Here is a 25,623-nt window from a genome sequence, read left to right as displayed (position 1 = left end):
GGATTGCAAAAGAGGAAGTGTAAGCGGATCAGTAATTCGCTACACAACATTAAATAATAACGAATAATAATAAATAAAAATAGAATCGGAGGTTAAGATTATGATGTACAGAAATTCTTGGATACCAGAGGTATTTAACGGACTCTTCAACGAAGGTAATATGCAGAAGGCTAATACTACAGCCCCAGCTATCAACGTCAAGGAGTCTTTGACAAAATATACAGTAGAACTTGCAGCTCCAGGAATGCGCAAGGACGACTTTGAGGTAAATCTCAATGAGAATGGCGATCTCCACATCAAGATGGAGAACAAGCATCAGCCTGAGCAGGAGGAGCACGTTTATCTACGTCGCGAGTTCTCATACGCTAAGTTTGAGCAGACCCTGATTCTCCCAGACGATGTCAACAAGGAGAAGATTTCTGCCAGCGTAGCTGACGGTGTGCTCACCATCCAGTTGCCTAAGATGCAGCAGGAAGAGCAGAAGATTGCACGCCAGATTTCAATAGGATAAGTGTTTTTGGTTAGTTTTTCATAAGCAGATTGTTTAGTTAGGTTTTGGTTGAATAGATTGTTTAGTTTAGGTTAGATTGTTTAGTTAGGTTTAATTGTTAGATAAGTTAGGTTTAGTTAATACATATCGCCCTAAGTGCTAGTGATAGTACTTGGGGCTTTTTTTATGCAAAAAAACGGGTAAAGATTTGGCAGTTAGAGAGAAATGTTGTAATTTTGCAGCCCGAAATAAAAAGTTAGTATAATCCGAGTGCTTGGTAAACCTCGTAAAAAACAAGAAAATGGAAAAGAAAACAACTCAAGTGAGTGTGCTGTTCATGCTTTTCAGCATCCTCTTCTGCGTTTGTCTCATTGCGGCAAACGTGCTCGAAACAAAGCAAATCGCCGTTGGTCCCATCTCATTGACCGGCGGTCTGATCGTGTTCCCGGTAAGTTACATCATCAATGATGTGGTATGCGAAGTATGGGGCTACCAGAAAGCCCGTCTCCTCATCTGGACCGGCTTCGCCATGAACTTCTTCTTCGTAACCCTGGGTGCCATCTGCGACTGGATACCAGCCGCTCCCTACTGGACCAACGATGCCGGCTTCCATGCCATCTTCGGTCTGGCTCCCCGCATTGCAGCTGCCTCCTTCGTGGCATTCATTGTAGGTTCCTTTGCCAATGCCTACGTAATGAGCGTGATGAAGATTCGAGATGGCGGCAAGCATTTCTCAGCCCGTGCCATCTGGAGTACGGTAGCTGGCGAAAGTTGCGACAGCCTTATCTTCTTCCCTCTTGCCCTGGGCGGAATCGTTCCAACCTCAGAATTGCCTTGGCTGATGCTCTGGCAGGTGGTACTGAAGACCGTGTATGAAATCATCGTGCTGCCTATCACCATCCGTGTGGTCAATGCGATTAAGAAACACGAGGGCGAGGATGTGTATGACAACAACATCTCCTACAACATCTTCAAGTTAGGATCGATTTAAAGCTTTCAGAAAGAGATTGCTCCCAAAAATACGAAACATTAGAATTAAACAATAGAATAGAACTATGGATAGAAAAGAAGATGGGTTGAAGGCACTGGGTGCCAAGACCCAATATAGAATGGATTATGCGCCAGAGGTATTGGAGACCTTCGTGAACAAGCACCCTGGCAATGATTACTGGGTACGTTTCAACTGCCCAGAGTTTACATCCCTCTGCCCTATCACGGGTCAGCCTGACTTTGCTGAGATTCGCATCAGCTATATTCCTGACGTGAAGATGGTAGAGAGCAAGAGCCTGAAGCTCTATCTCTTCAGTTTCCGCAACCACGGTGATTTTCACGAGGACTGCGTGAACATCATCATGAAGGACCTCATCAAGCTGATGGATCCAAAGTATATTGAAGTAACAGGTATCTTTACTCCTCGCGGCGGCATCAGCATCTGGCCTTACGCCAACTATGGCAAGCCAGGAACCAAATATGAGAAGCTCGCAGAACAGAGATTCGCTACTCACGAATAAAAAAACTCGGAAGATATAGAAATGTATCTTCCGAGTTTTTTATTATGGGAACTGAGGATAATCCCCGAAGCGAGGCTTGCGCTTCTCCAGGAAAGCCTTACCGCCTTCCTGTGCCTCATCCATGGTATAATAGAGCATGGTGGCATCGCCAGCCAACTCCTGGATACCTGCCTGACCATCCAACTCGGCATTCAATCCAGCCTTGATCATACGGAGAGCCAAAGGAGAACGCTCCATCATGATTTCAGCCCACTCTACACAGGTATCCTCCAACTGATCGAGAGGAACCACCTTGTTTACCATTCCCATCTCCTCAGCCTCTTTTGCAGAATACTGCTTGCAGAGGAACCAGATTTCACGAGCCTTCTTCTGACCTACCATTCGTGCCAGATAAGAAGAACCGAAACCGGCATCAAAGCTTCCCACCTTAGGACCGGTCTGACCAAAGATGGCATTCTCAGATGCGATGGTCAGGTCGCACATCACATGGAGCACATGACCGCCACCGATGGCATAACCATTTACCATGGCGATAACAGGCTTTGGCAAGCGGCGAATCTGCATCTGTACATCGAGCACGTTGAGACGAGGCACGCCGTCGTTGCCTACATATCCACCTCTGCCCTTCACATGCATATCACCACCGGCACAGAAAGCCTTGTCGCCAGCACCCGTCAGGATAACCACACGGATATCCAGACAGTCACGACAGTAGTTGAAAGCCTGCGCCATCTCCCAGGTGGTCAATGGGGTGAAGGCATTGCGATAACGCTCACGATTGATGGTAATCTTAGCGATATGATTATACTCCTCGAAGATGATTTCCTTGAAATCAAAACCTTCTATCTTTTTCCATTCTCTCATATTCTACTTTGAACTTTGAATTTTGAACTTTGAACTTTATAATTACTTTCAGGTTATTTTCTGAAAGGATGAATCAGCCACCTTACTCAGACGATAACTCTAAACTATTATAATATTCTTCCAGAACCTGATTATCAGTTTCTATATCCGTTAGCACTTCCAGGAGCATTGGTCTGTCAGACTCGGTATGGATGAGCCAGTCGATGCCCTCGTGTAACGAACTCATATCATCGGCATTCTGATAGGCTACATTCTGTGCCTGGCAGATGTGATAAGCCGAGGTACAATGCTCAGCCATCACCAGTTTCTCGCGCGCAGCACTCTCCTTCAATCCCTTGAACTTGGCAAAGATGGCTCCGCCGCCATTGTTCAAGAGCAAGATGCGAAGGCTGCCATTGAGATTCTGATTCCAGAGAGCATTCTGATCGTAGAAGAAACTCAAGTCGCCCAACACACAGAATACCTTCTGCTGGTTCTTGGCATCAGAACAATGAGACTCCGAAAGATAAATAGACAAGCCAACCGCCGAAGACAACGTTCCCTCGATACCATTCACACCACGATTGCAATGCACATAGTAGTGGGAATAGATGCAGGCCAGACGAATCGCCATGCTGTTGCCATAAACCAGACGACTTTCAAGGATATCATCCTTCGGAAGAGCCTCATAAGCTGTCTGAAATGCCTTTACAGCTGCCATACTGCTGAAAGGCGGTTCGTAATCAGAAGCATGACGCTTTGCCGCCAGAAGCACTTTCTCCCATCTCTCCCTATACGCATTCACATGATCTTCTGAATAAGATTCGTACGACATCATCTCCAACGCCATCTGATCAACATCACATTGGAAGATTTTGTCAACATGCATAAAGGTATCAATGTAATCTCCATCGGCACTTGCACGCCACACCGTTGCTCCCTTCTTTGCCGCAAGACGCAGGAACTGCTTCAGTCGCTTGCTCACCAAATTACCTCCTACATAGAGTATAAAATCAGGCATATAATCCTCATCATCCCCCACCTTATACAATACCTCATCAAAATTTACCACCTTAGGACTTCCTTTGAAATCCGAGTCTAGACAATCTCTGTCCGGCAAATTCAAAGTTGTAGGCTCCACAAGCATTACAGCCCGTGAAGACAGGTAACCGATGGCACGAACTCTGGTTTGCGGACTATCTTGTCCCATTACAACCATTGGCTTTTTAGCACCCATAAAATCCAGCATATATATAACATTGCTTTTAAATTCATTGCTTTGCACATGCCTCACAGAATTAACTTTAGGAAGTTCAGCTACCGTAAACTGATAGAGCGGTTCAGGAATCTGTATATTAATATGTACAGGGCCTACCTTTCGATACATGCAATCATAGATTGCCTCGTTAACCAACCGTTCACAATACCACGCTTGTTCCTCATTGGATATAATCGGAAGATTCACACTCCTGTTGACCAGCGTTCCGAAGACGTTGGCCTGTGGCAGGGTCTGTCCATCCTGCTGTCCGATCCAAGCTTCAGGTCTATCAGCCGAAATCACGATGATAGGCAGTTTCTGATAATATGCCTCGCAGACTGCCGGATAGAGATTGAGCAATGCAGAACCGGAGGTAACACATACCGCAACCGGATCGGGAAATGGAGAAGAATCACCCATAGCGATGCCCATAGCCACAAATCCCGCACTTCTTTCATCGGTAACAGGATAGCAGGTAATGCGTTCCATCTCATTGAAATTATGCACTATAGGCGCATTACGGCTTCCTGGGCAAACCACTACTCTTCTCACACCATGAGATGCCAGAACACTCGTCAGAATGTTGACATTATTGATATTACTAAACACGAAAACTGATTTATAATTAAGATTTTATAATTAATCAAAGAAAAACACGTCTGATGAACTGACCATCTCAGCTAAAGCAATACCCGTCTGATGGTCTGCATCTTAGCTTCAGTCTCTTTCCATTCCTTTTCCATCTCGCTCTCCTTGAGCAATCCGCCACCGGCATAGAGTTCACAGGTTCCATCCGGCAGGATATTCATGCAGCGAAGGGAAACGAAGAGATGGGTCTTACCTTGCGGAGAGATTGGTCCCACAAAACCGCTATAGTATTTGCGGGGCTGGTGCTCATGCTGCAGGATAAACCGGCGGGCCTCCTCCTTCGGGATACCGCAGACAGCAGGCGTAGGATAGAGTGCATCTATCACATCTCCCAACCTGCCTTCATCCCGCAGACGGAAACTGATATCCGTACGGAGATGATAGAGGTTTGCCGCCATCGTGGTATAAGGTCCCTTGAGCTGATAATCATCAGCAAAAGCCTTGATGCAATCTTCGATATAATCCGTGACATACTGTTGCTCCTCCTGATTCTTATGCGACCATTCCACGCCCTCCACCGGATAATCGGCAACAGTGCGGGACGGTTCCGCCTTCTGGGTACCCGCCAGCGACATCGTACTCATATTTCCCTGTTCTCCCTTGAGCAGAATCTCAGGAGTAGCCATCAGCCACATTCCCGACTGTGGGGTATAAACCAGAGAGACGAAGAGACGGGGATACATCCGGCACGCCTTCATAAAGAGATTTTCGAAATCCTTATCAGCAGTTCGCACAGTTGCCTTTCTTGCCAGCACAATCTTTCTGAAAGTACCTTTCTCCAATTCCTGATGAAAACATTCAAAATCTTCGGCATAGGCATCACAATCAGAAGCGTCTTCTCCCAGAGTAGAATCAGATGTTGAAATCACTTTTGCGTCAGAGATGGGCAAAAGCTTGCTTTCATCCGGATGAATGAGCAGCACAGGGCAATCGCCGGACGGCGAGAAAGGAGCTATCACAAAGCCCTCCTTGCCATTCAGTTCCGCCACCGAGGAGAGCACTTCCGGCTCACCCTCATGCTGCGCCACATAATGAGCGTGATGCAGATAAGGCAAACGATAGTATGCAAATGCTGTCATACCTTATTCTTCTGTCTTTTTAGATTCTTCTTTCTTTGAGTCTTTCTTTTTGGGAGTAAACACATAGTTGGTTACCTGCACGGTACAGATCAACTCACCGGCTGTATTCTTGATGGCTACCTCCCAAGTGTGCAAGGTTCTGCCCTTGTGTACCAGTTTGGCGTATGCCGTAACCGTATCACCTTCACTCACAGCCTGTACATGAGTACCACTCACATTGATGCCCACAGCAATCTGTCCCGGGCACAAAGCCAGAGAGCCAATGCCTGCTACATTCTCGGCAAGAGCCAGAGAGGCACCTCCACTCAAGAATCCGAAAGGTTGGCGGTTACGCTCATCCACTTTCATGGAAGCCTGAAGCGTATCAGGCTCTGGGGTAGATATGAAATGCATGCCGAGGGTCTTGGAAAGTCCATCGGTCTTGCTGATTCTCTTTACTAATTCATCTATGTTCATCCTTTATCAAAATTTAAAGTTGGTCGTTTAGGGGTATGCAAGCTATATCATCACTTAGCTCTTCACCTCATTTTCCTGCAAAAGTAATGCAAATTAAAGACAAAACAAAATAAATAAGTCTTTTTTAATCTTTTAAGCACTTTTTGCTTGGCATTATCGGCTTTTTCTGCTATCTTTGCAGCATATTGAAACAACAACAAACAATTTTATGAAAAAATTACTTCTAGGACTATTATGCACCGTTACTCTGGGCGCATACGCTAATCCGGCAGACGATCTTCTGAATCGAATCGACAAGGGGGCTGCTGCCAAGTTTAAGACCATCCTTGTAAAATCAGACAAGGATTTCTTCGAGATAGACCAGGCAGGAAATGGCAAGAATGCGACAGCATCCAAACCGGCCGGCAAAAACAATCCTATCATCATCCGAGGCAACTCCTGGGTCAATATTGCCGTGGGCATCAACTGGTATCTGAAACATCATGCCGGCATCCACATCACCTGGAACAATATGAGTCCAAAATTGCCAAACGTTCTTCCTGCCGTAAAACAGAAAGAGCGCCATGAAACCGACCTCAAGCTTCGCTACGATTTCAATTACTGCACCTTTTCTTATACGATGGCTTTCTGGGATTGGAACCGATGGCAGAAAGAAATAGACTGGATGGCATTGCATGGTATCAATATGCCGCTGGCTGCCGTGGGCACAGAATGCGTATGGCGCAATATGCTCCTGAAACTCGGTTATTCTGAGGAAGAAGTGGGCAAGTTCATCGCCGGACCAGCCTTTCTTGCCTGGTGGGAAATGAACAACCTGGAAGGCTGGGGTGGTCCGTTGCCGCAGAACTGGTATAAGCAGCAGGAAACCCTGCAGAAAAAGATTCTTGCCAGAATGAAAGAGATGGGCATGAAGCCAGTCTTACCGGGCTATTGCGGAATGGTGCCTCATGATGCCAAGAAGAGACTGGGACTGAACGTGACGGATGCCGGCAAGTGGAACGGTTACCAGCGTCCTGCCAACCTCTCTCCTACCGACAGCAGATTTACAGAAATCGCCGACTTATATTATAAGGAACTGACCAAGCTCTACGGAAAATCAGATTTCTATTCGATGGATCCTTTCCATGAGAGTGGAGATGATGCTGCCGTAGATTATGCCAAGGCTGGACAGGCGCTGATGAGTGCGATGAAGCGTGCCAACCCAAAGGCGGTCTGGGTGGTACAGGGATGGAACGAGAACCCTCGCCCTCAGATGATTGAAGACTTGAAGGTTGGCGACATCCTGGTACTCGACCTCTTCTCAGAATGCCGTCCGATGTTTGGCGGTCCTAGCATTCTGAAGCGGGATGGCGGTTACGGCAAGCACCAGTGGCTCTTCTGTATGCTCGAGAACTTCGGAGGCAATGTGGGTCTGCATGGAAGAATGGACCAGCTGCTGAACAACTTCTATCTGGCAACAGGAAAAAAGGGAGAAAGCAATCATAATAGTGAAACGCTCAAGGGTTGGGGCTTTACGATGGAGGGTTCGGAAAACAACCCTGTGATGTTTGAACTGATGAGCGAACTGCCTTGGCGTGCCGAGAAGACTACCAAGGAAGACTGGCTCAAGGAATACTGCTATGCCCGATATGGGGTACACGATGCAACCATCGAGAAGGCATGGGCGCTCCTGGCGCAGAGCATCTACAACTGTCCGGTGGGCAACAACCAGCAGGGTACTCACGAGAGCATCTTCTGCGGTCGCCCTTCGCTCAACAACTTCCAGGTTTCCAGCTGGTCGAAGATGCGCAACTATTACGACCCAGAGGATACCCGACAGGCAGCCATCCTCTTTGCCAGTGTTGCAGACAAATACCGTGGCAACAACAACTATGAGTACGATCTGGTAGATATCTGCCGACAGGCTCTCGCCGACCAGGGACGCAAACAGTACTGGAAGACCATCGCCGACTATCAATCATTCTCCCGCAAGGAGTTTGACAAGGATGCCGACCGTTTTCTGAAGATGATTCTGCTGCAGGACAAGTTGCTCGCCACCCGTCCGGAATTCCGTCTGGGCCACTGGATAGAGGAAGCGCGCAACCTGGGTAAGACCGCAGCAGAGAAAGACCTCTACGAATGGAATGCCCGCGTACAGATAACCACTTGGGGCAACCGTGTCTGTGCCGACGATGGAGGCTTGCGAGATTATGGACATAAGGAATGGCAAGGATTGCTGAAGGACTTCTACTACAAGCGCTGGAGTACCTATATGAAAGCCCTCGCCGACCAGATGGCGGCTTGCACGAACATCGATTACGAGGCTTTGGGCAGTGGCAAGAATGCCGGCAAGACATCCGCAGAACTCTTCCAACTGGCATTGCCTAGTGCTCCGAAAATCGACTGGTATGCGCTGGAGGAGCCTTGGACCCTGCAGAAGAACCCATACTCTTCGAAGCCAGAGGGAAATCCTGCAGACATAGCCAAAGAAGTCATTCATTTCATCAAGTAATTCATGATATCCATCAGATAAATATGAACAGATTAAAATCACTCGACGTGATGCGAGGACTCACCGTAGCCCTTATGATATTAGTAAACAATGGCGGGGAGCATAACTACAGTTTCCTGGAGCATAGCAAGTGGAATGGTCTCACCCCATGCGACCTGGTCTTTCCCTTCTTCCTCTTCATGATGGGAATGTCCACCTTTCTATCCCTGAAGAAGACTGAGTTCAAGCCTTCTGCCGCCATCTACAGAAAGATTGCCAAGCGAACCGTCCTGCTCTTTCTCATCGGTCTGGGCATCAACTGGTTTGACATGATATGCAACGGAGGTGGGCTAGACTTTGCCCACCTCAGAATCTGGGCTGTCCTGCAGCGCATCGCCCTCTGCTACGGAGTAGTGGCTATGCTTGCCATCACCCTGAACCACCGTTACTTCATCCATACCATCATCGGACTGATTGTCATCTATATGGGAATCCTGGTATTTGGCAACGGCTATGCATACGATGCCTCCATCAACATCCTGGCACAGGTAGATAGAAGCATCTTCGGCATCGACCATCTCTATCATAGAAGTCCGGTAGATCCTGAAGGACTGCTGAGCACGATTCCAGCCATCGCCCATACGATGATAGGATTCCTCTGCTGCAAATACATCTCCATTGCGGGACAGACTGTAGAATCCAAGATCAAAGTCTTGAAAGTGGCAGGTCTTGTGATGGTAGCCCTGGGATTCGGACTCTCCCTGATAGGTTTCGGAATCAACAAGCGCATCTGGAGTCCCAGCTACGTATTCGTAACCTGCGGATTCGCATCCTGGATATTGGGCATCCTGGTACAGTTTATCGACGGAAGAGGTGCAGCTACCGATTCAGCTGCGACAGGCGACAGCCAGAAGAAGCCGCAGAAAGACAACATCCTGACCAGGGGATTGCTCGCCTTTGGCATGAACCCACTCTTTCTCTATGTGATGAGCGAGGCGCTCGCCATCCTCTTCGGCAGCTTCGGCATCAAGGCAGATATCTTTGCCGGCATCCACAGCCTCATCACCGATGATTATGTGGCATCGCTCACCTACGCCCTCTTCTTTGTAGCCATCCATGCCGTGATGGGAGTCTGGATGTATCACAAGAAAATCTTCATCAAACTATAGGCTCGTGCAATTTTTGCATAGATAAATCACCTTATTGTATTAAAAAGCATAAAAATAGGGTGCGAGTTCGGAAAATTATTTGTATTTTTGCACCAAAATAAGAAAATATAAAGATATATCTGAATATAATATGAACATTTTAGAGTTAAGCGAACAGGAGATCGTTCGCAGACAGAGTCTTCAGACATTGCGCGAGATGGGCATCGATCCATATCCAGCAGCAGAGTTTCCAACCAATGCATTCAGCACTGATATCAAGGCTGAGTTCAAGGACGAGGACGAGCCACGCCAGGTAGTTATCGCTGGCCGTATGATGGGTCGCCGCGTAATGGGTAAAGCAAGCTTCGCTGAGTTGCAGGACTCAAAGGGAAGAATCCAGGTCTATATCGCCCGCGACGAGATTTGTCCAGACGAGAACAAGGACCTTTATAATACTGTATTCAAGAAGCTCCTCGACATCGGTGACTTCATCGGCGTAAAGGGTTTCGTTTTCCGTACACAGACTGGCGAGATTTCTGTTCACGCCAAGGAGTTGTGCCTGCTCTCCAAGAGCTTGAAGCCACTCCCAATCGTGAAGTACAAGGATGGTGTAGCTTACGACAAGTTCGACGATCCTGAGTTGCGTTACCGTCAGCGCTATGTTGACCTCATCGTAAACGACGGCGTGAAGGATACCTTCCTGCAGCGTGCTACCGTACTCCGCACCCTGCGCAACGTACTCGACAACGCTGGTTATACAGAGGTAGAGACTCCAACCCTCCAGAGTATTGCCGGTGGTGCTTCTGCCCGCCCATTCATCACCCACTTCAACGCACTCGACCAGGATATGTACATGCGTATTGCTACCGAGCTTTATCTGAAGCGCCTCATCGTAGGTGGTTTCGAGGGTGTCTATGAGATTGGCAAAAACTTCCGCAATGAGGGTATGGACCGTAACCACAACCCAGAGTTCACCTGTATGGAGCTTTATGTTCAGTACAAGGACTACAACTGGATGATGGCATTCACAGAGAAGTTGCTCGAGACTATCTGTATCGCTGTCAACGGCAAGCCTGAGCGTGAGATTGATGGCAACATCATCAGCTTCAAGGCTCCATATCGCCGTCTGCCTATCCTCGATGCCATCAAGGAGAAGACCGGTTTCGACTGCAACGGCAAGACCGAGGAAGAAATCCGCGCATTCTGCAAGGAGAAGGGCATGGATGTAGATGAGACCATGGGTAAGGGTAAGTTGATCGACGAACTCTTCGGTGAGTTCTGCGAGGGTACTTTCCTCCAGCCAACCTTCATCACCGACTATCCTGTAGAGATGTCTCCATTGACCAAGATGCACCGTTCTAAGCCAGGCTTGACCGAGCGTTTCGAGTTGATGGTAAACGGTAAGGAGCTTGCCAACGCATACTCTGAGCTCAACGACCCAATCGACCAGGAAGAGCGTTTCATCGACCAGATGAAGCTTGCCGACAAGGGTGATGACGAGGCAATGATCATCGATCAGGACTTCCTCCGTGCCCTCCAGTACGGTATGCCTCCAACATCAGGTATCGGTATCGGTATCGACCGCTTGGTAATGCTGATGACCGGCAAGACCTTCATCCAGGAGGTATTGTTCTTCCCACAGATGAAGCCAGAGAAGAAGATGCCACAGAGCACCATCAAGGAATGGGCAGAGATTGGCGTGCCAGAGGATTGGGCATACGTACTCCGCAAGGCAGGTTTCAACCTCATCTCTGATATCCGTGAAGAGAAGGCTCAGGGACTCCAGCAGAAGATTGGAGAAATCAACAAGAAGTACAAGCTCGGCTATGACAAACCTTCTGTTGACGACATTCAGGGCTGGATTGACGCAGCAAACAAATAAAATCAAGTTTATTCCGTTTCAAGAATTAGAGAATTTCAGATCTTTTCTCCAATTCTCTAATTCTTGAAAAAACTTGAGAACATTTAACACTTAACATTATATAATAAGGTGTATAATTGCGGTAAAATAGCGATAATTGGCGGCGGTAGCTGGGCTACAGCAATAGCCAAGATTGTGGTGGGACATACTCATCACATAGGTTGGTATATGCGTCGCGATGACCGCATCGAGGACTTCAAGCGTATGGGCCACAACCCTGCCTATCTGATGTCAGCACGATTCAATGTGGATGAGATATTCTTCTCTTCCGACATCAACAAGATAGTGCAGAACTACGATACACTCGTATTCGTTACCCCATCGCCTTACCTGAAGAACCATCTCAAGAAACTCAAGACACGGATCAGCGACAAGTTCATCATCACAGCCATCAAGGGTATCGTGCCTGATGAGAACCTTGTCTGCTCGGAATATTTCCATCAGGTTTATGACGTACCATACGAGAACCTGGCATGTATCGGCGGTCCTTCTCATGCCGAGGAGGTAGCCTTGGAGCGATTGAGTTACCTCACCGTGGGTTGCAGCGACACAGACAAAGCGCATGCCTTCGCCAACGACTGTTTGGCGAGTGAGTATATCAAGACCAAAACTTCCAGCGACGTCATCGGTATCGAATACTCATCGGTACTGAAAAACGTGTATGCCATTGCAGCAGGTATCTGTGGTGGTTTGAAGTATGGTGACAACTTCCAGGCGGTACTCATGTCGAACGCCGTACAGGAGATGCATCGCTTCCTCACTGCCGTCCACCCTATCGACCGTTGCATGTACGATTCGGTATATCTGGGCGACCTGCTCGTAACGGGTTACAGCAACTTCTCCCGCAACCGCACCTTCGGAACCATGATAGGCAAGGGCTATAGCGTGAAAAGTGCGCAGATAGAGATGGAGATGATAGCCGAGGGATTTTTCGGCACGAAGTGTATGAAGGAAATCAATCGCCACATGCACGTCAACATGCCGATTCTCGATGCCGTATATAATATATTGTACGAGCGTATCAGTCCGCAAATCGAAATCAAGCTCTTGACCGACTCGTTCAGATAAAGGAGAAACATTAACACATTCATTTAGATATTTAAAAGGAAAAATGAAAAGTATCAGCTTAAACATTACAAAGGCTGCATCATTCCTCGCAGAGGGTGCAGTAAAGGCTTACGAGCCTAAGGTAAAGGCCGCTCAGGAAGCTCTTGAGAACGGCACATGTGAAGGTAACGATTTCTTGGGATGGTTGCATTTGCCATCTTCTATCACTCCTGAGTTCCTCAATGAAATCCAGGCTGTTGCCAACACATTGCGCGAAAAGTGTGAGGTCGTTGTTGTGGCAGGTATCGGTGGTAGCTACCTCGGTGCACGCGCCGTTATCGAAGGTCTCGGCAACTCTTTCGCATGGCTCGTCAACGATAAGAAGAACCCTACTATCCTCTTCGCAGGTAACAACATCGGTGAGGATTACCTCTTCGAGTTGACTTCTTTCTTGAAGAACAAGAAGTTTGGTGTCATCAATATCTCTAAGTCTGGTACCACAACTGAGACAGCTCTCGCTTTCCGTCTTTTGAAGAAGCAGTGCGAGGATCAGCGCGGCAAGGAAGAGGCTAAGGATGTTATCGTTGCTGTAACCGACGCTAAGAAGGGTGCTGCACGTACTTGCGCTGACAAGGAGGGTTACAAGAGCTTCATCATCCCTGACAATGTAGGTGGCCGTTTCTCTGTTCTTACTCCAGTAGGTCTGTTGCCTATCGCTGTAGCTGGTTTCGATGTTAAGCAGCTCGTAGCTGGTGCTGTAGAGATGGAGAAGGCTTGCGGCAAGGACGTAGCTTTCGAGGAGAACCCTGCTGCTATCTATGCAGCTACACGTCAGGCTCTCTATACTCAGGCTGGCAAGAAGATTGAGATTGTATGCAACTTCCAGCCTAAGCTTCACTACTTCGCTGAGTGGTGGAAGCAGCTCTATGGTGAGAGCGAGGGTAAGGACCAGAAGGGTATCTTCCCAGCAGCTTGCGACTTCACTACCGACCTTCACTCTATGGGTCAGTGGATTCAGGAAGGCGAGCGCTCTATCTTCGAGACTGTTATCAGCGTAGAGACTCCTAACGAGAAGTTGCTCTTCCCTCACGACGATGAGAACCTCGACGGTTTGAACTTCCTCGAGGGCAAGCGTGTTGACGAAGTGAACAAGATGGCTGAGCTTGGTACACGTCTGGCTCACGTTGACGGTGGTGTTCCTAACATCCTGGTTAACGTACCTGAGTTGAACGCTTACTATCTCGGTCAGTTGATCTACTTCTTCGAGAAGGCTTGCGGTATCAGCGGTCTCTTGGAAGAGGTGAACCCATTCAACCAGCCAGGTGTTGAGGCATACAAGAAGAATATGTTCGCATTGCTCAACAAGCCAGGTTATGAGGCAGAGAGCAAGGCTATCCAGGAGCGTCTGGCTAACGAGAAGTAATTGATGAAGGAAATTATTTCAAAATACTTAAAAGACCACGGCTTTGGGGAATTCAACCCTAAAGCCGTTCTTTTTGATATGGATGGTGTATTGTATAACAGTATGCCCAACCATGCCGTGGCTTGGCAGGAGTCAATGAAGCAGTTTGACATCCACATGACTGCCGCAGATGCCTATGCCACCGAGGGAGCCCGAGGCATCGACACCATCCAGATGATGGTGAAGAAGCAGAAGGGTATCGACATCACGCTGGATGAAGCACAGAAGATGTATGATGTGAAGACAGACGTCTTCCACTCCATGCCTACCGCCGAGATTTTCCCTGGTGTGAAGGAAATCATGCAGAAGATCAAGGAAGCCGGTATGCAGGTAGGAGTCGTAACGGGCAGCGGTCAGCGCCCACTCATCCAGAGACTTCTCAATGACTTCGGCGAATATCTCGATGAAGCGCATATCGTAACTGCTTATGATGTGAAGCGAGGCAAGCCAAATCCAGATCCTTATCTGATGGGATTGCAGAAAGCTGGCAACCTGCAGCCTTGGGAAGGCATTGTGGTAGAGAATGCTCCTTTGGGCGTTCGTGCCGGTGTAGCAGCCAACATCTTCACCGTAGCCATCAACTCCGGTCCTCTGCCAGATACAGAGTTATCTGATAAAGGCAGCAACTTGCTCTATCATCAGATGACAGAGTTCTGCGATGACTTTGGAAACTTGATTGATGCAGCAAAAGAAACAGGCAATATATCCGTTCAATTTAACTATCAAGGTATATGAAACATTTCAAATTAATGATGCTCGGCCTTGCCTTGTCTGCAGGATTCACTACCCAGATGCAGGCACAGGAAGCACAGAGCTTCGTTCACCAACAGTCAAACACAGAAGATTACATCTGGCCAACAGATCCACAAGTATTAACAAAACTCAAACACTGGCAGGACCAAAAGTTCGGTGTATTGATGCACTGGGGACTCTATAGTGTACCCGGCGTTGTAGAATCCTGGTCAATCTGTTCGGAAGACTGGATTGTACGTGAGCGCAAACCAACCTACGAGGAGGACAAGGCATGGTACTGGAGTCAGAAAGATTCCCTCAACCCAGTGAACTTCGACCCTAGCAAATGGGCTGACGTGATGAAAAAGGCAGGTATGAAGTATATGATCTTCACCACCAAGCACCACGACGGCTTCTGCATGTTTGATACCAAATATACCGACTTCTCCATTGCCCATGGACCTTTCGGCAAGGATCCACGCCACAACATCGCCAAGGAGGTATTCAATGCCTACCGAAACAAGGGATTCATGATCGGTTGTTATTTCTCCAAACCAGACTGGCACAGCAAATGGTTCTGGAATCCTTATTATGCAACCCCTAACCGCCGCATCAACTACAAGAAGAAGCAGCATCCTGACTGGTGGCAGAACTACCGCAAGTTTACCCAGAACCAGCTCAACGAGCTGACCACCGATTATGGCAACATCGATATCCTGTGGCTCGATGGCGGATGGATTACCGGTGATGAGATTGGTCTTGATACCATTCTGGTAGATGCCCGCAAGCGCAATCCGGGTATGATCAGCGTAGATAGAACCATTCGTGGAAAGAATGAGAACTATCAGACTCCAGAGCAGGGTATCCCAGCCAAGCAGCTCGATATTCCTTGGGAAAGCTGCATCACCCTGAGCCATGCATGGGGATGGACACCTAACGCCAAGTTCAAGTCACCTAACAAGGTAATCGGTATTCTCTCTGAAATTGTAGCAAAGGGCGGATGTCTCGCACTCGGCGTTGGTCCGAAGGCTGACGGAACCCTGCAACCGGAAGTTGTGAATACCCTCCTGCGGATAGGAAGCTGGCTCAACAAGAACGGTCAGGCTATTTACTCTACCGTCAATGCAGCCCACTATAATGATGGCAAGGTATGGTTTACCGCCGACAAGAATGGCAAGACCCTCTACGCCATCTATGCACTGGAAGATGGAGAGAAGACTCCTAAGACCATTACCTGGACAGAAAACAAGCCTAAGGGTAAGCTGGTTCTGCTGCAGAACGGCAAGTCTGTCAAGTACACCGTCAAGGGCAATCAGGTAACCGTTACCCTTCCATCCGGACTCAAGAATGAACCTCTGGCATTCAAGTTTAATTCTAAATAAAGAAAAACAAATATAAAAAAGTATAAAGGTAGTGATAAGATTCAGTTTTTATCACTATCTTTGTGCTTACATATAATATAATGTATATAAAATATAGTAACTATAAAAACTTAAAGAACAAGAATTATGAGTAACTATCCTAAAATCGGTATCCGTCCTACCATCGACGGACGTCAGGGAGGTGTACGAGAAAGCCTCGAGGAAAAAACCATGAATTTGGCTAAGTCTGTAGCCAAACTGATTTCAGAGAATTTACGTAATGGCGACGGCTCTCCTGTAGAGTGCGTGATCGCTGACAGTACCATCGGTCGTGTAGCAGAAAGTGCTGCTTGCGCAGAAAAGTTTGAGCGCGAGGGTGTTGGCTCTACCATCACCGTTACTTCCTGCTGGTGCTATGGTGCAGAAACTATGGATATGAATCCACACTGGCCTAAGGCAGTATGGGGATTCAACGGTACAGAGCGTCCAGGTGCTGTTTATCTGGCTGCTGTTCTCGCAGCTCATGCCCAGAAGGGATTGCCAGCTTTCGGCATCTACGGTCATGATGTACAGGACTTGGAGGATGACTCTATCCCTGCTGACGTAGCAGAAAAGATTCTGCGCTTTGCAAGAGCAGCTCAGGCAGTAGCTACCATGCGTGGCAAGTCTTATCTCTCTATGGGTAGCGCCTGCATGGGTATCGCTGGTTCTATCGTTGACCCTAACTTCTTCCAGGAGTACCTCGGTATGCGCAACGAAAGTGTTGACCTTACTGAGATTATCCGCCGTATGACTGAGGGTATCTACGACCCTGTGGAGTACGAGAAGGCTATGGCATGGACCCGCGAGCACTGTATGTGCAATGAGGGTGAGGACATCGCCAACAATGAAAAGGCAAAGACACGTGAGCAGAAGGATGCTGACTGGGAGTTTATCGTGAAGATGACTATCATCATGCGTGACTTGATGCACGGTAACCCAAGATTGAAAGAATTAGGTTTCAAGGAGGAAGCATTGGGCCACAATGCTATCGCCGGTGGTTTCCAGGGACAGCGTCAGTGGACAGACTTCTATCCTAACGGCGACTATCCTGAGGCTCTCCTCAATACTTCATTCGACTGGAACGGTATCCGTGAGGCTATCATCCTCGCTACGGAGAATGATGCTGGCAACGGCGTAGCCATGCTGTTCAACCACCTGTTGACAGGTCGTGCTCAGATCTTCAGCGACGTTCGTACCTACTGGAGTCCAGAGGCTGTGAAGCGTGTTACCGGTAAGGAACTTACAGGTCAGGCAGCTGGTGGTATCATCCACTTGATCAACTCAGGTGCTACTACACTCGACGGTACTGGTCAGGCTACAGATGCTGAGGGCAACCCAATCATGAAGCAGCCTTGGGAGATGACCGAGGAGGATGTAGATAAGTGTTTGAAGGCAACTACCTGGTATCCAGCTAACCGTGACTACTTCCGTGGCGGCGGTTTCTCTTCCAACTTCCTCAGCAAGGGCGGCATGCCTGTAACCATGGTTCGTCTGAACCACGTAAAGGGTCTTGGTCCTGTGCTCCAGTTGGCAGAAGGTTGGACTGTAGAGATTGATCCTGAGATTCACAAGGTTCTCGACAAGCGTACAGACCCAACATGGCCTACTACCTGGTTCGCTCCACGTCTTTGCGACAAGGCTCCATTCAAGGATGTATATTCAGTGATGAACAACTGGGGCGCTAACCATGGTGCTATCAGCTACGGCCATATCGGTGCCGACCTCATCACGCTCTGCTCTATCCTCCGCATCCCAGTATGCATGCACAATGTTGAGGACGATAAGATCTTCCGTCCAGCATCTTGGAACGCATTCGGTATGGACAAGGAAGGTGCAGACTTCCGTGCTTGCAAGAACTATGGTCCTATATATAAATAAGGTGTAACACCATCAGTACGAATATCATTCAAATAGAAAGAAAAAGAAAATGATTACAGAAGAGCATATTCAGAAATTCCTGGAGCAGGCTCACCGCGTAGGCGATGCAGCTCTCACCATCTGCAGTAGTGGCAACCTTTCTTGGCGCATCGGCGACGAGGCACTTGTCTCTGGCACAGGTTCATGGGTTCCTAGCCTCCAGAAGGAGAAAGTATCTCAGTGCCTGGTAGCAACGGGCGAAGTACTCAATGGCGTTAAACCTTCTATGGAGAGCGGATTCCACCTCGGTGTACTCCGTGAGCGTCCTGACTGCGATGTGGTTCTCCACTTCCAGTCTCCTTTTGCAACAGCTGTGGCTTGCATGCAGGAAACTCCAAAGGACTTCAATGTAACAGCAGAGGTTCCATGCCACGTAGGCAAGGAAATCCCTGTAATTCCTTACTATCGTCCTGGTTCTCCAGAATTGGCAGCAGCAGTCATCGCAGCCTTGAAGGATCACAACTCTGCTCTCTTGCTGAAGCACGGACAGGTAGTTTGCGGCAAGAATTTCGATGAGGTGTTCGAGCGTGCCATGTTCTTTGAGATGGCTTGTAGAATCATCGTTCAGAGTGGCGGCAAATACACCACACTGACACCGGAAGAAATCGACGATCTCGAGGTTTACGTTTTAGGTAAGAAACAATAAGCCTCTATCCTCTATATGAGAGAAGCGGTAGGAGAGAAAGCTGCCCGCTAACGGGGCACTCTCCTACCGCTTTTTATACGAAACAACTTTTATCTACCCAAACATTTATAAATAACTATGATTTATCTAGCTATAGATTTCGGTGGAGGCAGCGGACGAGTGATTGCCGGAAAACTAGAAAACGGCAAGCTCGAAATGGAGCTCATCCATCGTTTCCCTAACCGACAGGTAAGATTAGGCAACCACGTCTATTGGGATTTCCTCGCCCTTTTCGAGGATATGAAGACGGGACTGAAGATGGCAGGAGCCAAGGGACTCAAGGTGGATGGCATCGCCATCGATACCTGGGGAGTGGATTTCGGTCTCATCGACCAGGACGGCAACCTTCTGGGCAACCCGGTATGCTATCGCGATGCCCGTACCAAGGGAATGCCGGAAGAAGTGTTCAAGCAGATTGATCCATCGGCACATTATGCCATCAACGGCACACAGGTGATGGAAATCAATACCCTCTTCCAGTTATACAGTCTGAAGAAAGCCAACAGTCCACAGTTGGAGAAGGCAGCTCATCTGCTTTTCACCCCAGACCTCTTCAGCTACTATCTCACAGGCGAAGCCAACAATGAATATACCATCGCATCCACATCAGAACTCCTGAATGCAACCACCAAGGACTGGGACTGGGAAACCATCGACCAGTTGGGTCTTCCACGCCACATCTTCGGCAAGATCGTGATGCCGGGCACCGTAAGAGGAAAGCTGCGCCGCGACATCGCAGAGGAAACCGGACTCGGAGAAGTGGATGTCATCGCAGTAGGTTCTCATGATACAGCCAGTGCGGTAGCAGCCGTACCAGCCACAGAAGATGAATACCCGATGGCATTCATCAGTTCGGGAACTTGGTCGCTTCTGGGTGTTGAGATAGAAAAGCCAATCCTTACCGAGGAAGCCCGAAAGGCAGAGTTTACCAACGAGGGCGGCATCGGCGGTCGCATCACCTTTCTGCAGAACATCACAGGTCTCTGGATCATGCAGAGACTGATGGCTGAATGGAAGGAGAATGGCGAGGAACAGCAGTTCGACATCATCCTCCCTCTGGCAGAAGAAGCTCACATCAATGCCATCATCCCTGTGGATGACGCAGCGTTCCAGAATCCGGCATCCATGCAGCAGGCTATCATCGACTACTGCGCCACCCACCAGCTGCAGGTACCTCAGACCAAGGCAGAAATCGTGCGCTGCGTACTCCAGTCGCTGGCAGCCAAGTATGCCGAGGCCACTGCTCACCTCAACGAGATGTTACCGCAACCAATCAAGTGCATGCACATCATCGGAGGCGGCTCACAGAACAAGTTACTCAACCGTCTCACCTCCGAAGCATTGGGCGTTCCAGTCATTGCGGGTCCTATAGAGGCTACGGGTATGGGCAACATCCTGACCCAGGCACTTGCCAAGGGAGAAATCAAGGATATCGACGAGCTGAGAGCTGTGGTAAGACACAGCATCTGATCCATCAGAATATTTACCCTACAAACATAAACGCAGACAATATTAACCTGAAATATGGAACAAAAAAAGAAAGAATCAATCCTGATGAAAGACGGGGTGAGCTACCTCGTACCTTTCATATTAATCACATCGTGCTTTGCACTGTGGGGATTTGCCAATGATATCACCAATCCGATGGTGAAGGCATTCTCCAAGATCTTCCGAATGTCATCTACGGATGGTGCACTGGTACAGGTAGCCTTCTACGGCGGTTACTTCGCCATGGCTTTCCCTGCCGCCATCTTCATCCGCCGCTTCTCCTACAAGGCAGGCGTACTGCTGGGATTAGGACTCTATGCCTTCGGTGCATTCCTCTTCTATCCGGCAAAAATGATGGGCGAATATTATCCATTTCTCCTCGCCTACTTCATCCTAACCTGCGGACTCTCCTTCCTGGAGACATCGAGCAACCCTTACATTCTGTCGATGGGAACGGAGGAGACGGCAACACGCCGACTCAACCTGGCGCAATCGTTCAACCCGATGGGTTCGCTGCTCGGTATGTATGTGGCGATGAACTTTATACAGGCAAAACTCAACCCGCTTGATACGGCTGGGCGCGCCAATCTCTCGGCTAGCGAGTTTGAGGCAATCAAGGAATACGACCTTTCGGTACTGATCAATCCATACCTGATTATCGGTCTGGTCATCCTCACCATCTTCTTCGTCATCCTGTTTACCAAGATGCCGAAGAACAGCGAGAAAGACAACAAGATCAACTTCATGCCTACCCTACGCCGCATCTTCCGCATGCCGCACTATCGTGAAGGCGTATTCACCCAGTTCTTCTATGTAGGCGCACAGATTATGTGCTGGACCTTCATCATTCAGTATGGTACCCGCATTCTGATGCAGGAAGGTATGGCTGAGATTGATGCCGAGGTCACCTCGCAGAAGTTCAACATCGTAGCGATGGTACTGTTCTGCTGTTCCCGTTTCATCTGCACCTTCATCCTCCGCTTCTTCAATGCAGGACAGTTACTGATGATATTGGCGATAGCAGGTGGCTGCTTCACAGCCGGCGTCATTGCCCTTCACAACATCTGGGGTCTCTACTGCCTGGTAGCAGTAAGTGCCTGCATGTCATTGATGTTCCCTACCATCTATGGTATAGCCCTGAGGGGACTTGGCGATGATGCCAAGTTTGGTGCAGCCGGTCTCATCATGGCAATCCTGGGCGGTAGTGTCCTGCCACCTTTGCAGGCATCCATCATTGATATGCATACCGTATTCGGAATGCCATCTACCAATGCATCGTTCATTCTTCCATTCATCTGTTTCGTGGTGATTGCCATCTATGGATATCGCACAAAGTTGCGCAGCATTGGCAAACTTTTAGGTTAAATCGAGTAAGCAGTGGCCGTTTGTTGTCGGTCACTGCTTATTTTTGGTTAAATAGTCTTAAAACTAAAGATTATTCACAGCTTTTTCTATATCAATTAATACTTTTTACGTATTTTTGCAAAACATTTTTAAATGAACTTACCAACCTAGATAATAAATAAAAGAAAATCAGATTGTAAGTGAGTATAATTAAACATCTCAAGCAAGAACAATTAAATATTAATAGTTATTCATTACATTAAAAGTTTGTATTATGGCAAAAACTAACAAAACAATGAATCTGGCATTCGCCTTGATGGTTGGTTCTGCTGGTGCTGCTTACGCAGGTATTCCTGCCGTTAACAGCGTACAGAACGTACAGCAAGACGAGACATGTACAGGTATCGTCAAGGATGCTACTGGCGAAACAGTCATTGGTGCTTCTGTTCTCATCAAGGGAACAAGCAACGGAACTGTGACAGACATTGATGGTAACTTTTCACTCAAGGGTGTGAAAAAGGGAACTATTCTCCGCATTTCTTACGTAGGATTTGAAACTAAAGAGGTTACTTACAATGGCAAACCTCTCGAAATCACTTTAAAAGACGATTCAAAAGCACTTGAAGAAGTCGTAGTAACTGCTCTTGGCATCAAGAAGGATGCCAAGAAGTTGGGTTATGCAGTCAGCTCTATCAATGCAGAAGATTTGAACAGAACAGGTGGTGCAAATTTGGCAGCTGGTCTTTATGGTAAGGCATCAGGTGTTCGTATTCAGTCAGCACCTGGTGGCGGTACATCAGCTGTATCTATCTCTGTTCGTGGTCTTTCTTCTATCAATGGTAATACCCAGCCTTTATTGATTCTTGATGGCGTGCCAATCCATAATGGTAACACCAACAATAATGACTATTGGAGCAATCAGCGAATCAACTCAAACGGTCTCGTAGATATCAACCCAGAGGATATTGAGAATATCTCTATCTTGAAGGGTGCAGCAGCTTCAGCTCTTTATGGTTCAGAGGCAGCTAATGGTGTTGTAATGATTACCACCAAAAAGGGACAGAAAGGAACCGGAACTCATGTTGACTTCAGCGCAAACGTAAGCTTCGACAAGGTGGCTTATATGCCTGAAATCCAGAAGGAATTCGGTCCTGGTTATGACAACTGGGCTCTTGGCGACACACAGGAAGCAGCTACAGGTTTCCGTAACACTCGCTTCGACCGCAATGGCAACAACATTGTTACTCCAAACCGCGAAGCCATCTATACCTATGGTGCCCGATATGATTCCAGCAAAAAGGTTACCTACTTTGATGGTACAGAACGTTCATTTACTCCTATTGATCACAACCAATGGGAAGATATCTTCCGTACAGGTATAAACCAGACTTATAATCTTGCATTGACCAACAGTACAGACCGCAACAACCTGCGTTTCTCTTATACATACAATGATGTACAGGCAATGCAGTATAACTCTAACAACAATAAGCACAACTTCAACTTAAATGGTACATTTGATGTTACCAAGACCATCAAGTTGAACTATGCTGCAACATTCACATCACAATATATCAAGAACCGTCCTTATCGTATCAGCCGTCTGGTATGTAACTATTCTGGAATGTTCGGTGGTTTCACAGATGTTAAATATATCCGTGAGCACACACTTACCAGTCAGGGATACCAGAACAGTATCTACCGTGCCAATGGCGGAACTGACCAGACCTTGACTCCAGACGAGCAGTTCCTTTACACACCAATGGGTTCTACTTCTTTGATGTCAGAGTACTTCTGGAATATCCTGGGTAAGACACAGGAAGAGAATCACACTCGCTTTATCGGTTCTGTAAACCCTACATGGGACATCATCCCTGGATTGAAGCTGAGTGCCCGTATCGCTACAGATATCACAACCAATAAGATTGAGAATAAGAACCGTGCAGAAACTCCACACTTGTTCTCTACTACAGGTCAGTTCTCTGATTCATACGGTTTGAGCAACGACCAGTATTCTATCGTATATGGTGATGTCATGTTGATGTTCGACAAGACTTTCGCTGAGAAGCATAACATTACCGCCAATTTCGGTTGGAATGGACGTCATGAGTCATATTATCAGTCAAGTGTCAGCACAACAAATGGTCTGTCACAGGAAAACTGGTTCCATTTGAATGCTTCCGTTGGTACAAAGAGTGCAGATATGAATAAGCAAGACCAGCTCCGCACAGGTATGTTCCTGACAGCCAGCTATGGCTTCGACAACTGGGCTTACCTGGAAGGAACCATCCGCCAGGAGAAGACTTCCACATTGGCTGACGGCAACAACTCTTTCTGGTATCCATCAGTTAGTGCAAGTGTTCTCTACACAGAACTTCTGAAAGATAAGTGTCCTAAGTGGTGGAACTATGGTAAGATTCGTGCTTCATACGGTATCGTAGGTAATGCTCCTGAGATTTACAGAGCAAACATGGCCTACAAGCAGGGTTCTTTGAATAAGAACAATACCTATACATACGCATTTGTTGATACCGAGATCGGTAACGAAGGCATCAAACCAGAAAAGAAGCATGAGTATGAGTTGGGTATCGAGAACAAGTTCTTGAACAACCGCTTGGGTATGGAATTCAGTTACTATTACAATGATATCAAGGATCAGATTCTCCAGACTTCTGCAGCAGCCTCTATGGGTGGTCGCAGTATGCTGATGAATATCGGTGAGTTGACCAACAAGGGTATTGAGTTGAGCGTATATGGAACACCTATCCAGAACAAAGACTGGAACTGGGAGCTCCGTGGTAACTTGGCTTGGAACAAGAATACGGTAAAGAAGCTGGCAGATGGACTTGATGTTCTTTCTCACCAGACATTCGATGGTGGTGCAGCCAGCCTTGAGTCTCATGTAGGTGAATCTATGGGTGACTGGTATGCATATACCTGGAAGACCGACGATAAGGGCAACTACATCATTGGTGCCGACGGTCTTCGCATTGCAGACACAACAGAACGCCACAAGGTGGGTAATGCCATGCCTAAGATGACTGGTGGTTTCGGTACCAGCTTAAGATACAAGAACTGGGCTCTTGATATGTCATTCGACTTCCGCATTGGTGGTGATGTACTCAACCAGCCATGGCAGTATATGATGGATGCTGGTAACATCAAGGATGCAGTAGGTTCACGTGACGCAGCCTCTGGCGGTCTCTTCTACTATAGTACTGCAGACGATGTTAGCAAGAAGGGTTCTATCGTAAGAGTAGATCCTTCAACTATCAGCAACTACAAGCGTGGTGAGACTAAGATTGATGGTCATTTGGTATGGGACAATGGTGTTATCCAGAAGGGTGTAAAGGAAGACGGCACTCCTAACGATATCATCGTTACCCAGTTTGAAATCAATGACAGCCAATATGGTTGGGGTACTGGTGCAACCAAGAGTTACGCAGATGCTATCCAGAAGAACAGTTACGTAAAATGCCGTGAAATCAGCTTGGCATACACATTGCCAACCTCTTTGACCAAGAAGTTTGCTTGCACCAACCTGACGATTTCTGCATTCGCACGTAACCCATTCTATATCTATCGTTCATTGAAGCTGTTCGATTCAGAAACTACTGATGGTACAAGCTGGATCTATCAGTCACAGATAGGTGGTTCTACTGCCAGTGCCCGTACATTCGGTGTTTCACTCCGTGCTAGCTTCTAATTAAATTAGTAATTC

General features: G+C 47.7%; 19 protein-coding genes. 15 read left to right on the top strand and 4 right to left on the bottom strand.

Features of this window, described 5'->3' with window-relative positions; translation table 11 throughout:
- Positions 1–103 precede the first annotated feature (103 nt).
- The 3 genes from DXD25_RS01840 (at position 104) to queF (ending at position 2,001) form a co-directional block, all read left to right on the top strand.
- Positions 104–511, top strand: a complete 408-nt coding sequence (locus DXD25_RS01840) for an Hsp20/alpha crystallin family protein (protein ID WP_089543473.1) — start codon at positions 104–106, stop codon at positions 509–511.
- A gap of 280 nt (positions 512–791) precedes the next feature.
- The gene (locus DXD25_RS01835; protein WP_117661550.1) at positions 792–1,481 is read left to right on the top strand and encodes a queuosine precursor transporter; all 690 of its coding nucleotides are present in this window, start codon (positions 792–794) and stop codon (positions 1,479–1,481) included.
- Positions 1,482–1,545: 64 nt separating this feature from the next.
- The gene (gene queF, locus DXD25_RS01830; protein ID WP_117661520.1) at positions 1,546–2,001 is read left to right on the top strand and encodes a preQ(1) synthase; all 456 of its coding nucleotides are present in this window, start codon (positions 1,546–1,548) and stop codon (positions 1,999–2,001) included.
- A 42-nt stretch (positions 2,002–2,043) separates the two neighbouring features.
- Here queF and menB read toward each other — a convergent pair whose 3' ends face one another.
- The 4 genes from menB to DXD25_RS01810 form a co-directional block, all read right to left on the bottom strand.
- Positions 2,044–2,865: a 1,4-dihydroxy-2-naphthoyl-CoA synthase gene (gene menB, locus DXD25_RS01825; RefSeq protein ID WP_117661519.1), complete on the bottom strand. Its 822-nt coding sequence runs from the start codon at positions 2,863–2,865 to the stop codon at positions 2,044–2,046.
- 82 nt (positions 2,866–2,947) lie between these two features.
- Positions 2,948–4,711, bottom strand: a complete 1,764-nt coding sequence (gene menD, locus DXD25_RS01820) for a 2-succinyl-5-enolpyruvyl-6-hydroxy-3-cyclohexene-1-carboxylic-acid synthase (protein WP_117661518.1) — start codon at positions 4,709–4,711, stop codon at positions 2,948–2,950.
- Between the two features lie 71 nt (positions 4,712–4,782).
- On the bottom strand, positions 4,783–5,829 hold the full coding sequence (locus tag DXD25_RS01815) for an isochorismate synthase (RefSeq protein ID WP_117661517.1): 1,047 nt from the start codon (positions 5,827–5,829) through the stop codon (positions 4,783–4,785).
- A gap of 3 nt (positions 5,830–5,832) precedes the next feature.
- On the bottom strand, positions 5,833–6,285 hold the full coding sequence (locus DXD25_RS01810; protein WP_117661516.1) for a PaaI family thioesterase: 453 nt from the start codon (positions 6,283–6,285) through the stop codon (positions 5,833–5,835).
- A 208-nt stretch (positions 6,286–6,493) separates the two neighbouring features.
- On the opposite strand from DXD25_RS01810, the gene DXD25_RS01805 reads away from it, so the two are divergent.
- The 12 genes from DXD25_RS01805 to DXD25_RS01750 all read left to right on the top strand — a co-directional run bounded on the left by DXD25_RS01805 (position 6,494) and on the right by DXD25_RS01750 (position 25,608).
- Entirely contained in the window at positions 6,494–8,776 is a 2,283-nt protein-coding gene (locus tag DXD25_RS01805; protein ID WP_117661515.1) for an alpha-N-acetylglucosaminidase, read from the top strand.
- A gap of 17 nt (positions 8,777–8,793) precedes the next feature.
- Positions 8,794–9,924 (top strand): acyltransferase family protein, encoded by a 1,131-nt coding sequence (locus DXD25_RS01800; protein WP_117661549.1) that lies wholly within the window; start codon positions 8,794–8,796, stop codon positions 9,922–9,924.
- Between the two features lie 130 nt (positions 9,925–10,054).
- The gene (gene lysS, locus DXD25_RS01795) at positions 10,055–11,785 is read left to right on the top strand and encodes a lysine--tRNA ligase (protein WP_117661514.1); all 1,731 of its coding nucleotides are present in this window, start codon (positions 10,055–10,057) and stop codon (positions 11,783–11,785) included.
- A 108-nt stretch (positions 11,786–11,893) separates the two neighbouring features.
- Positions 11,894–12,892, top strand: coding sequence for an NAD(P)H-dependent glycerol-3-phosphate dehydrogenase (locus tag DXD25_RS01790; protein WP_089545285.1), 999 nt, complete (start codon positions 11,894–11,896; stop codon positions 12,890–12,892).
- Between the two features lie 43 nt (positions 12,893–12,935).
- Positions 12,936–14,294 (top strand): glucose-6-phosphate isomerase, encoded by a 1,359-nt coding sequence (locus DXD25_RS01785; protein WP_117661513.1) that lies wholly within the window; start codon positions 12,936–12,938, stop codon positions 14,292–14,294.
- Positions 14,295–14,297: 3 nt separating this feature from the next.
- Positions 14,298–15,068, top strand: a complete 771-nt coding sequence (locus DXD25_RS01780) for an HAD family phosphatase (RefSeq protein ID WP_117661548.1) — start codon at positions 14,298–14,300, stop codon at positions 15,066–15,068.
- Complete coding sequence (locus DXD25_RS01775; protein ID WP_117661512.1) at positions 15,065–16,447, top strand: alpha-L-fucosidase; 1,383 nt, start codon at positions 15,065–15,067, stop codon at positions 16,445–16,447. The genes DXD25_RS01780 and DXD25_RS01775 overlap by 4 nt, the downstream gene beginning before the upstream one ends.
- A gap of 126 nt (positions 16,448–16,573) precedes the next feature.
- Positions 16,574–18,346: an L-fucose isomerase gene (fucI, locus tag DXD25_RS01770; protein WP_089545289.1), complete on the top strand. Its 1,773-nt coding sequence runs from the start codon at positions 16,574–16,576 to the stop codon at positions 18,344–18,346.
- A 49-nt stretch (positions 18,347–18,395) separates the two neighbouring features.
- A complete protein-coding gene (locus DXD25_RS01765; RefSeq protein WP_117661511.1) occupies positions 18,396–19,031 on the top strand; it encodes a class II aldolase/adducin family protein in 636 nt (211 codons plus the stop codon).
- Between the two features lie 117 nt (positions 19,032–19,148).
- Complete coding sequence (locus tag DXD25_RS01760; protein ID WP_117661510.1) at positions 19,149–20,540, top strand: rhamnulokinase family protein; 1,392 nt, start codon at positions 19,149–19,151, stop codon at positions 20,538–20,540.
- Between the two features lie 54 nt (positions 20,541–20,594).
- Complete coding sequence (fucP, locus tag DXD25_RS01755) at positions 20,595–21,923, top strand: L-fucose:H+ symporter permease (protein WP_117661509.1); 1,329 nt, start codon at positions 20,595–20,597, stop codon at positions 21,921–21,923.
- 253 nt (positions 21,924–22,176) lie between these two features.
- The gene (locus DXD25_RS01750; RefSeq protein WP_117661508.1) at positions 22,177–25,608 is read left to right on the top strand and encodes a SusC/RagA family TonB-linked outer membrane protein; all 3,432 of its coding nucleotides are present in this window, start codon (positions 22,177–22,179) and stop codon (positions 25,606–25,608) included.
- Positions 25,609–25,623 lie beyond the last annotated feature (15 nt).

Origin of the sequence: Prevotella sp. TF12-30, assembly GCF_003436715.1 — a bacterium.
Classification (GTDB): Bacteria; Bacteroidota; Bacteroidia; order Bacteroidales; family Bacteroidaceae; genus Prevotella; species Prevotella copri_A.
The sequence above is the reverse complement of the archived record's forward strand: the minus strand, read 5'-3'. Positions and strand labels throughout refer to the sequence as shown.

What these genes read in the sequence shown, in the direction of transcription:
- DXD25_RS01840 (WP_089543473.1), top strand. Translation starts at nt 104, where the DNA reads ATGTACAGAAATTCTTGGATACCAGAGGTATTTAACGGACTCTTCAAC.
- DXD25_RS01835 (WP_117661550.1), top strand. Translation starts at nt 792, where the DNA reads ATGGAAAAGAAAACAACTCAAGTGAGTGTGCTGTTCATGCTTTTCAGC.
- queF (WP_117661520.1), top strand. Translation starts at nt 1,546, where the DNA reads ATGGATAGAAAAGAAGATGGGTTGAAGGCACTGGGTGCCAAGACCCAA.
- menB (WP_117661519.1), bottom strand. Translation starts at nt 2,865, where the DNA reads ATGAGAGAATGGAAAAAGATAGAAGGTTTTGATTTCAAGGAAATCATC.
- DXD25_RS01815 (WP_117661517.1), bottom strand. Translation starts at nt 5,829, where the DNA reads ATGACAGCATTTGCATACTATCGTTTGCCTTATCTGCATCACGCTCAT.
- DXD25_RS01810 (WP_117661516.1), bottom strand. Translation starts at nt 6,285, where the DNA reads ATGAACATAGATGAATTAGTAAAGAGAATCAGCAAGACCGATGGACTT.
- DXD25_RS01805 (WP_117661515.1), top strand. Translation starts at nt 6,494, where the DNA reads ATGAAAAAATTACTTCTAGGACTATTATGCACCGTTACTCTGGGCGCA.
- lysS (WP_117661514.1), top strand. Translation starts at nt 10,055, where the DNA reads ATGAACATTTTAGAGTTAAGCGAACAGGAGATCGTTCGCAGACAGAGT.
- DXD25_RS01785 (WP_117661513.1), top strand. Translation starts at nt 12,936, where the DNA reads ATGAAAAGTATCAGCTTAAACATTACAAAGGCTGCATCATTCCTCGCA.
- DXD25_RS01780 (WP_117661548.1), top strand. Translation starts at nt 14,298, where the DNA reads ATGAAGGAAATTATTTCAAAATACTTAAAAGACCACGGCTTTGGGGAA.
- DXD25_RS01775 (WP_117661512.1), top strand. Translation starts at nt 15,065, where the DNA reads ATGAAACATTTCAAATTAATGATGCTCGGCCTTGCCTTGTCTGCAGGA.
- fucI (WP_089545289.1), top strand. Translation starts at nt 16,574, where the DNA reads ATGAGTAACTATCCTAAAATCGGTATCCGTCCTACCATCGACGGACGT.
- DXD25_RS01765 (WP_117661511.1), top strand. Translation starts at nt 18,396, where the DNA reads ATGATTACAGAAGAGCATATTCAGAAATTCCTGGAGCAGGCTCACCGC.
- DXD25_RS01760 (WP_117661510.1), top strand. Translation starts at nt 19,149, where the DNA reads ATGATTTATCTAGCTATAGATTTCGGTGGAGGCAGCGGACGAGTGATT.
- fucP (WP_117661509.1), top strand. Translation starts at nt 20,595, where the DNA reads ATGGAACAAAAAAAGAAAGAATCAATCCTGATGAAAGACGGGGTGAGC.
- DXD25_RS01750 (WP_117661508.1), top strand. Translation starts at nt 22,177, where the DNA reads ATGGCAAAAACTAACAAAACAATGAATCTGGCATTCGCCTTGATGGTT.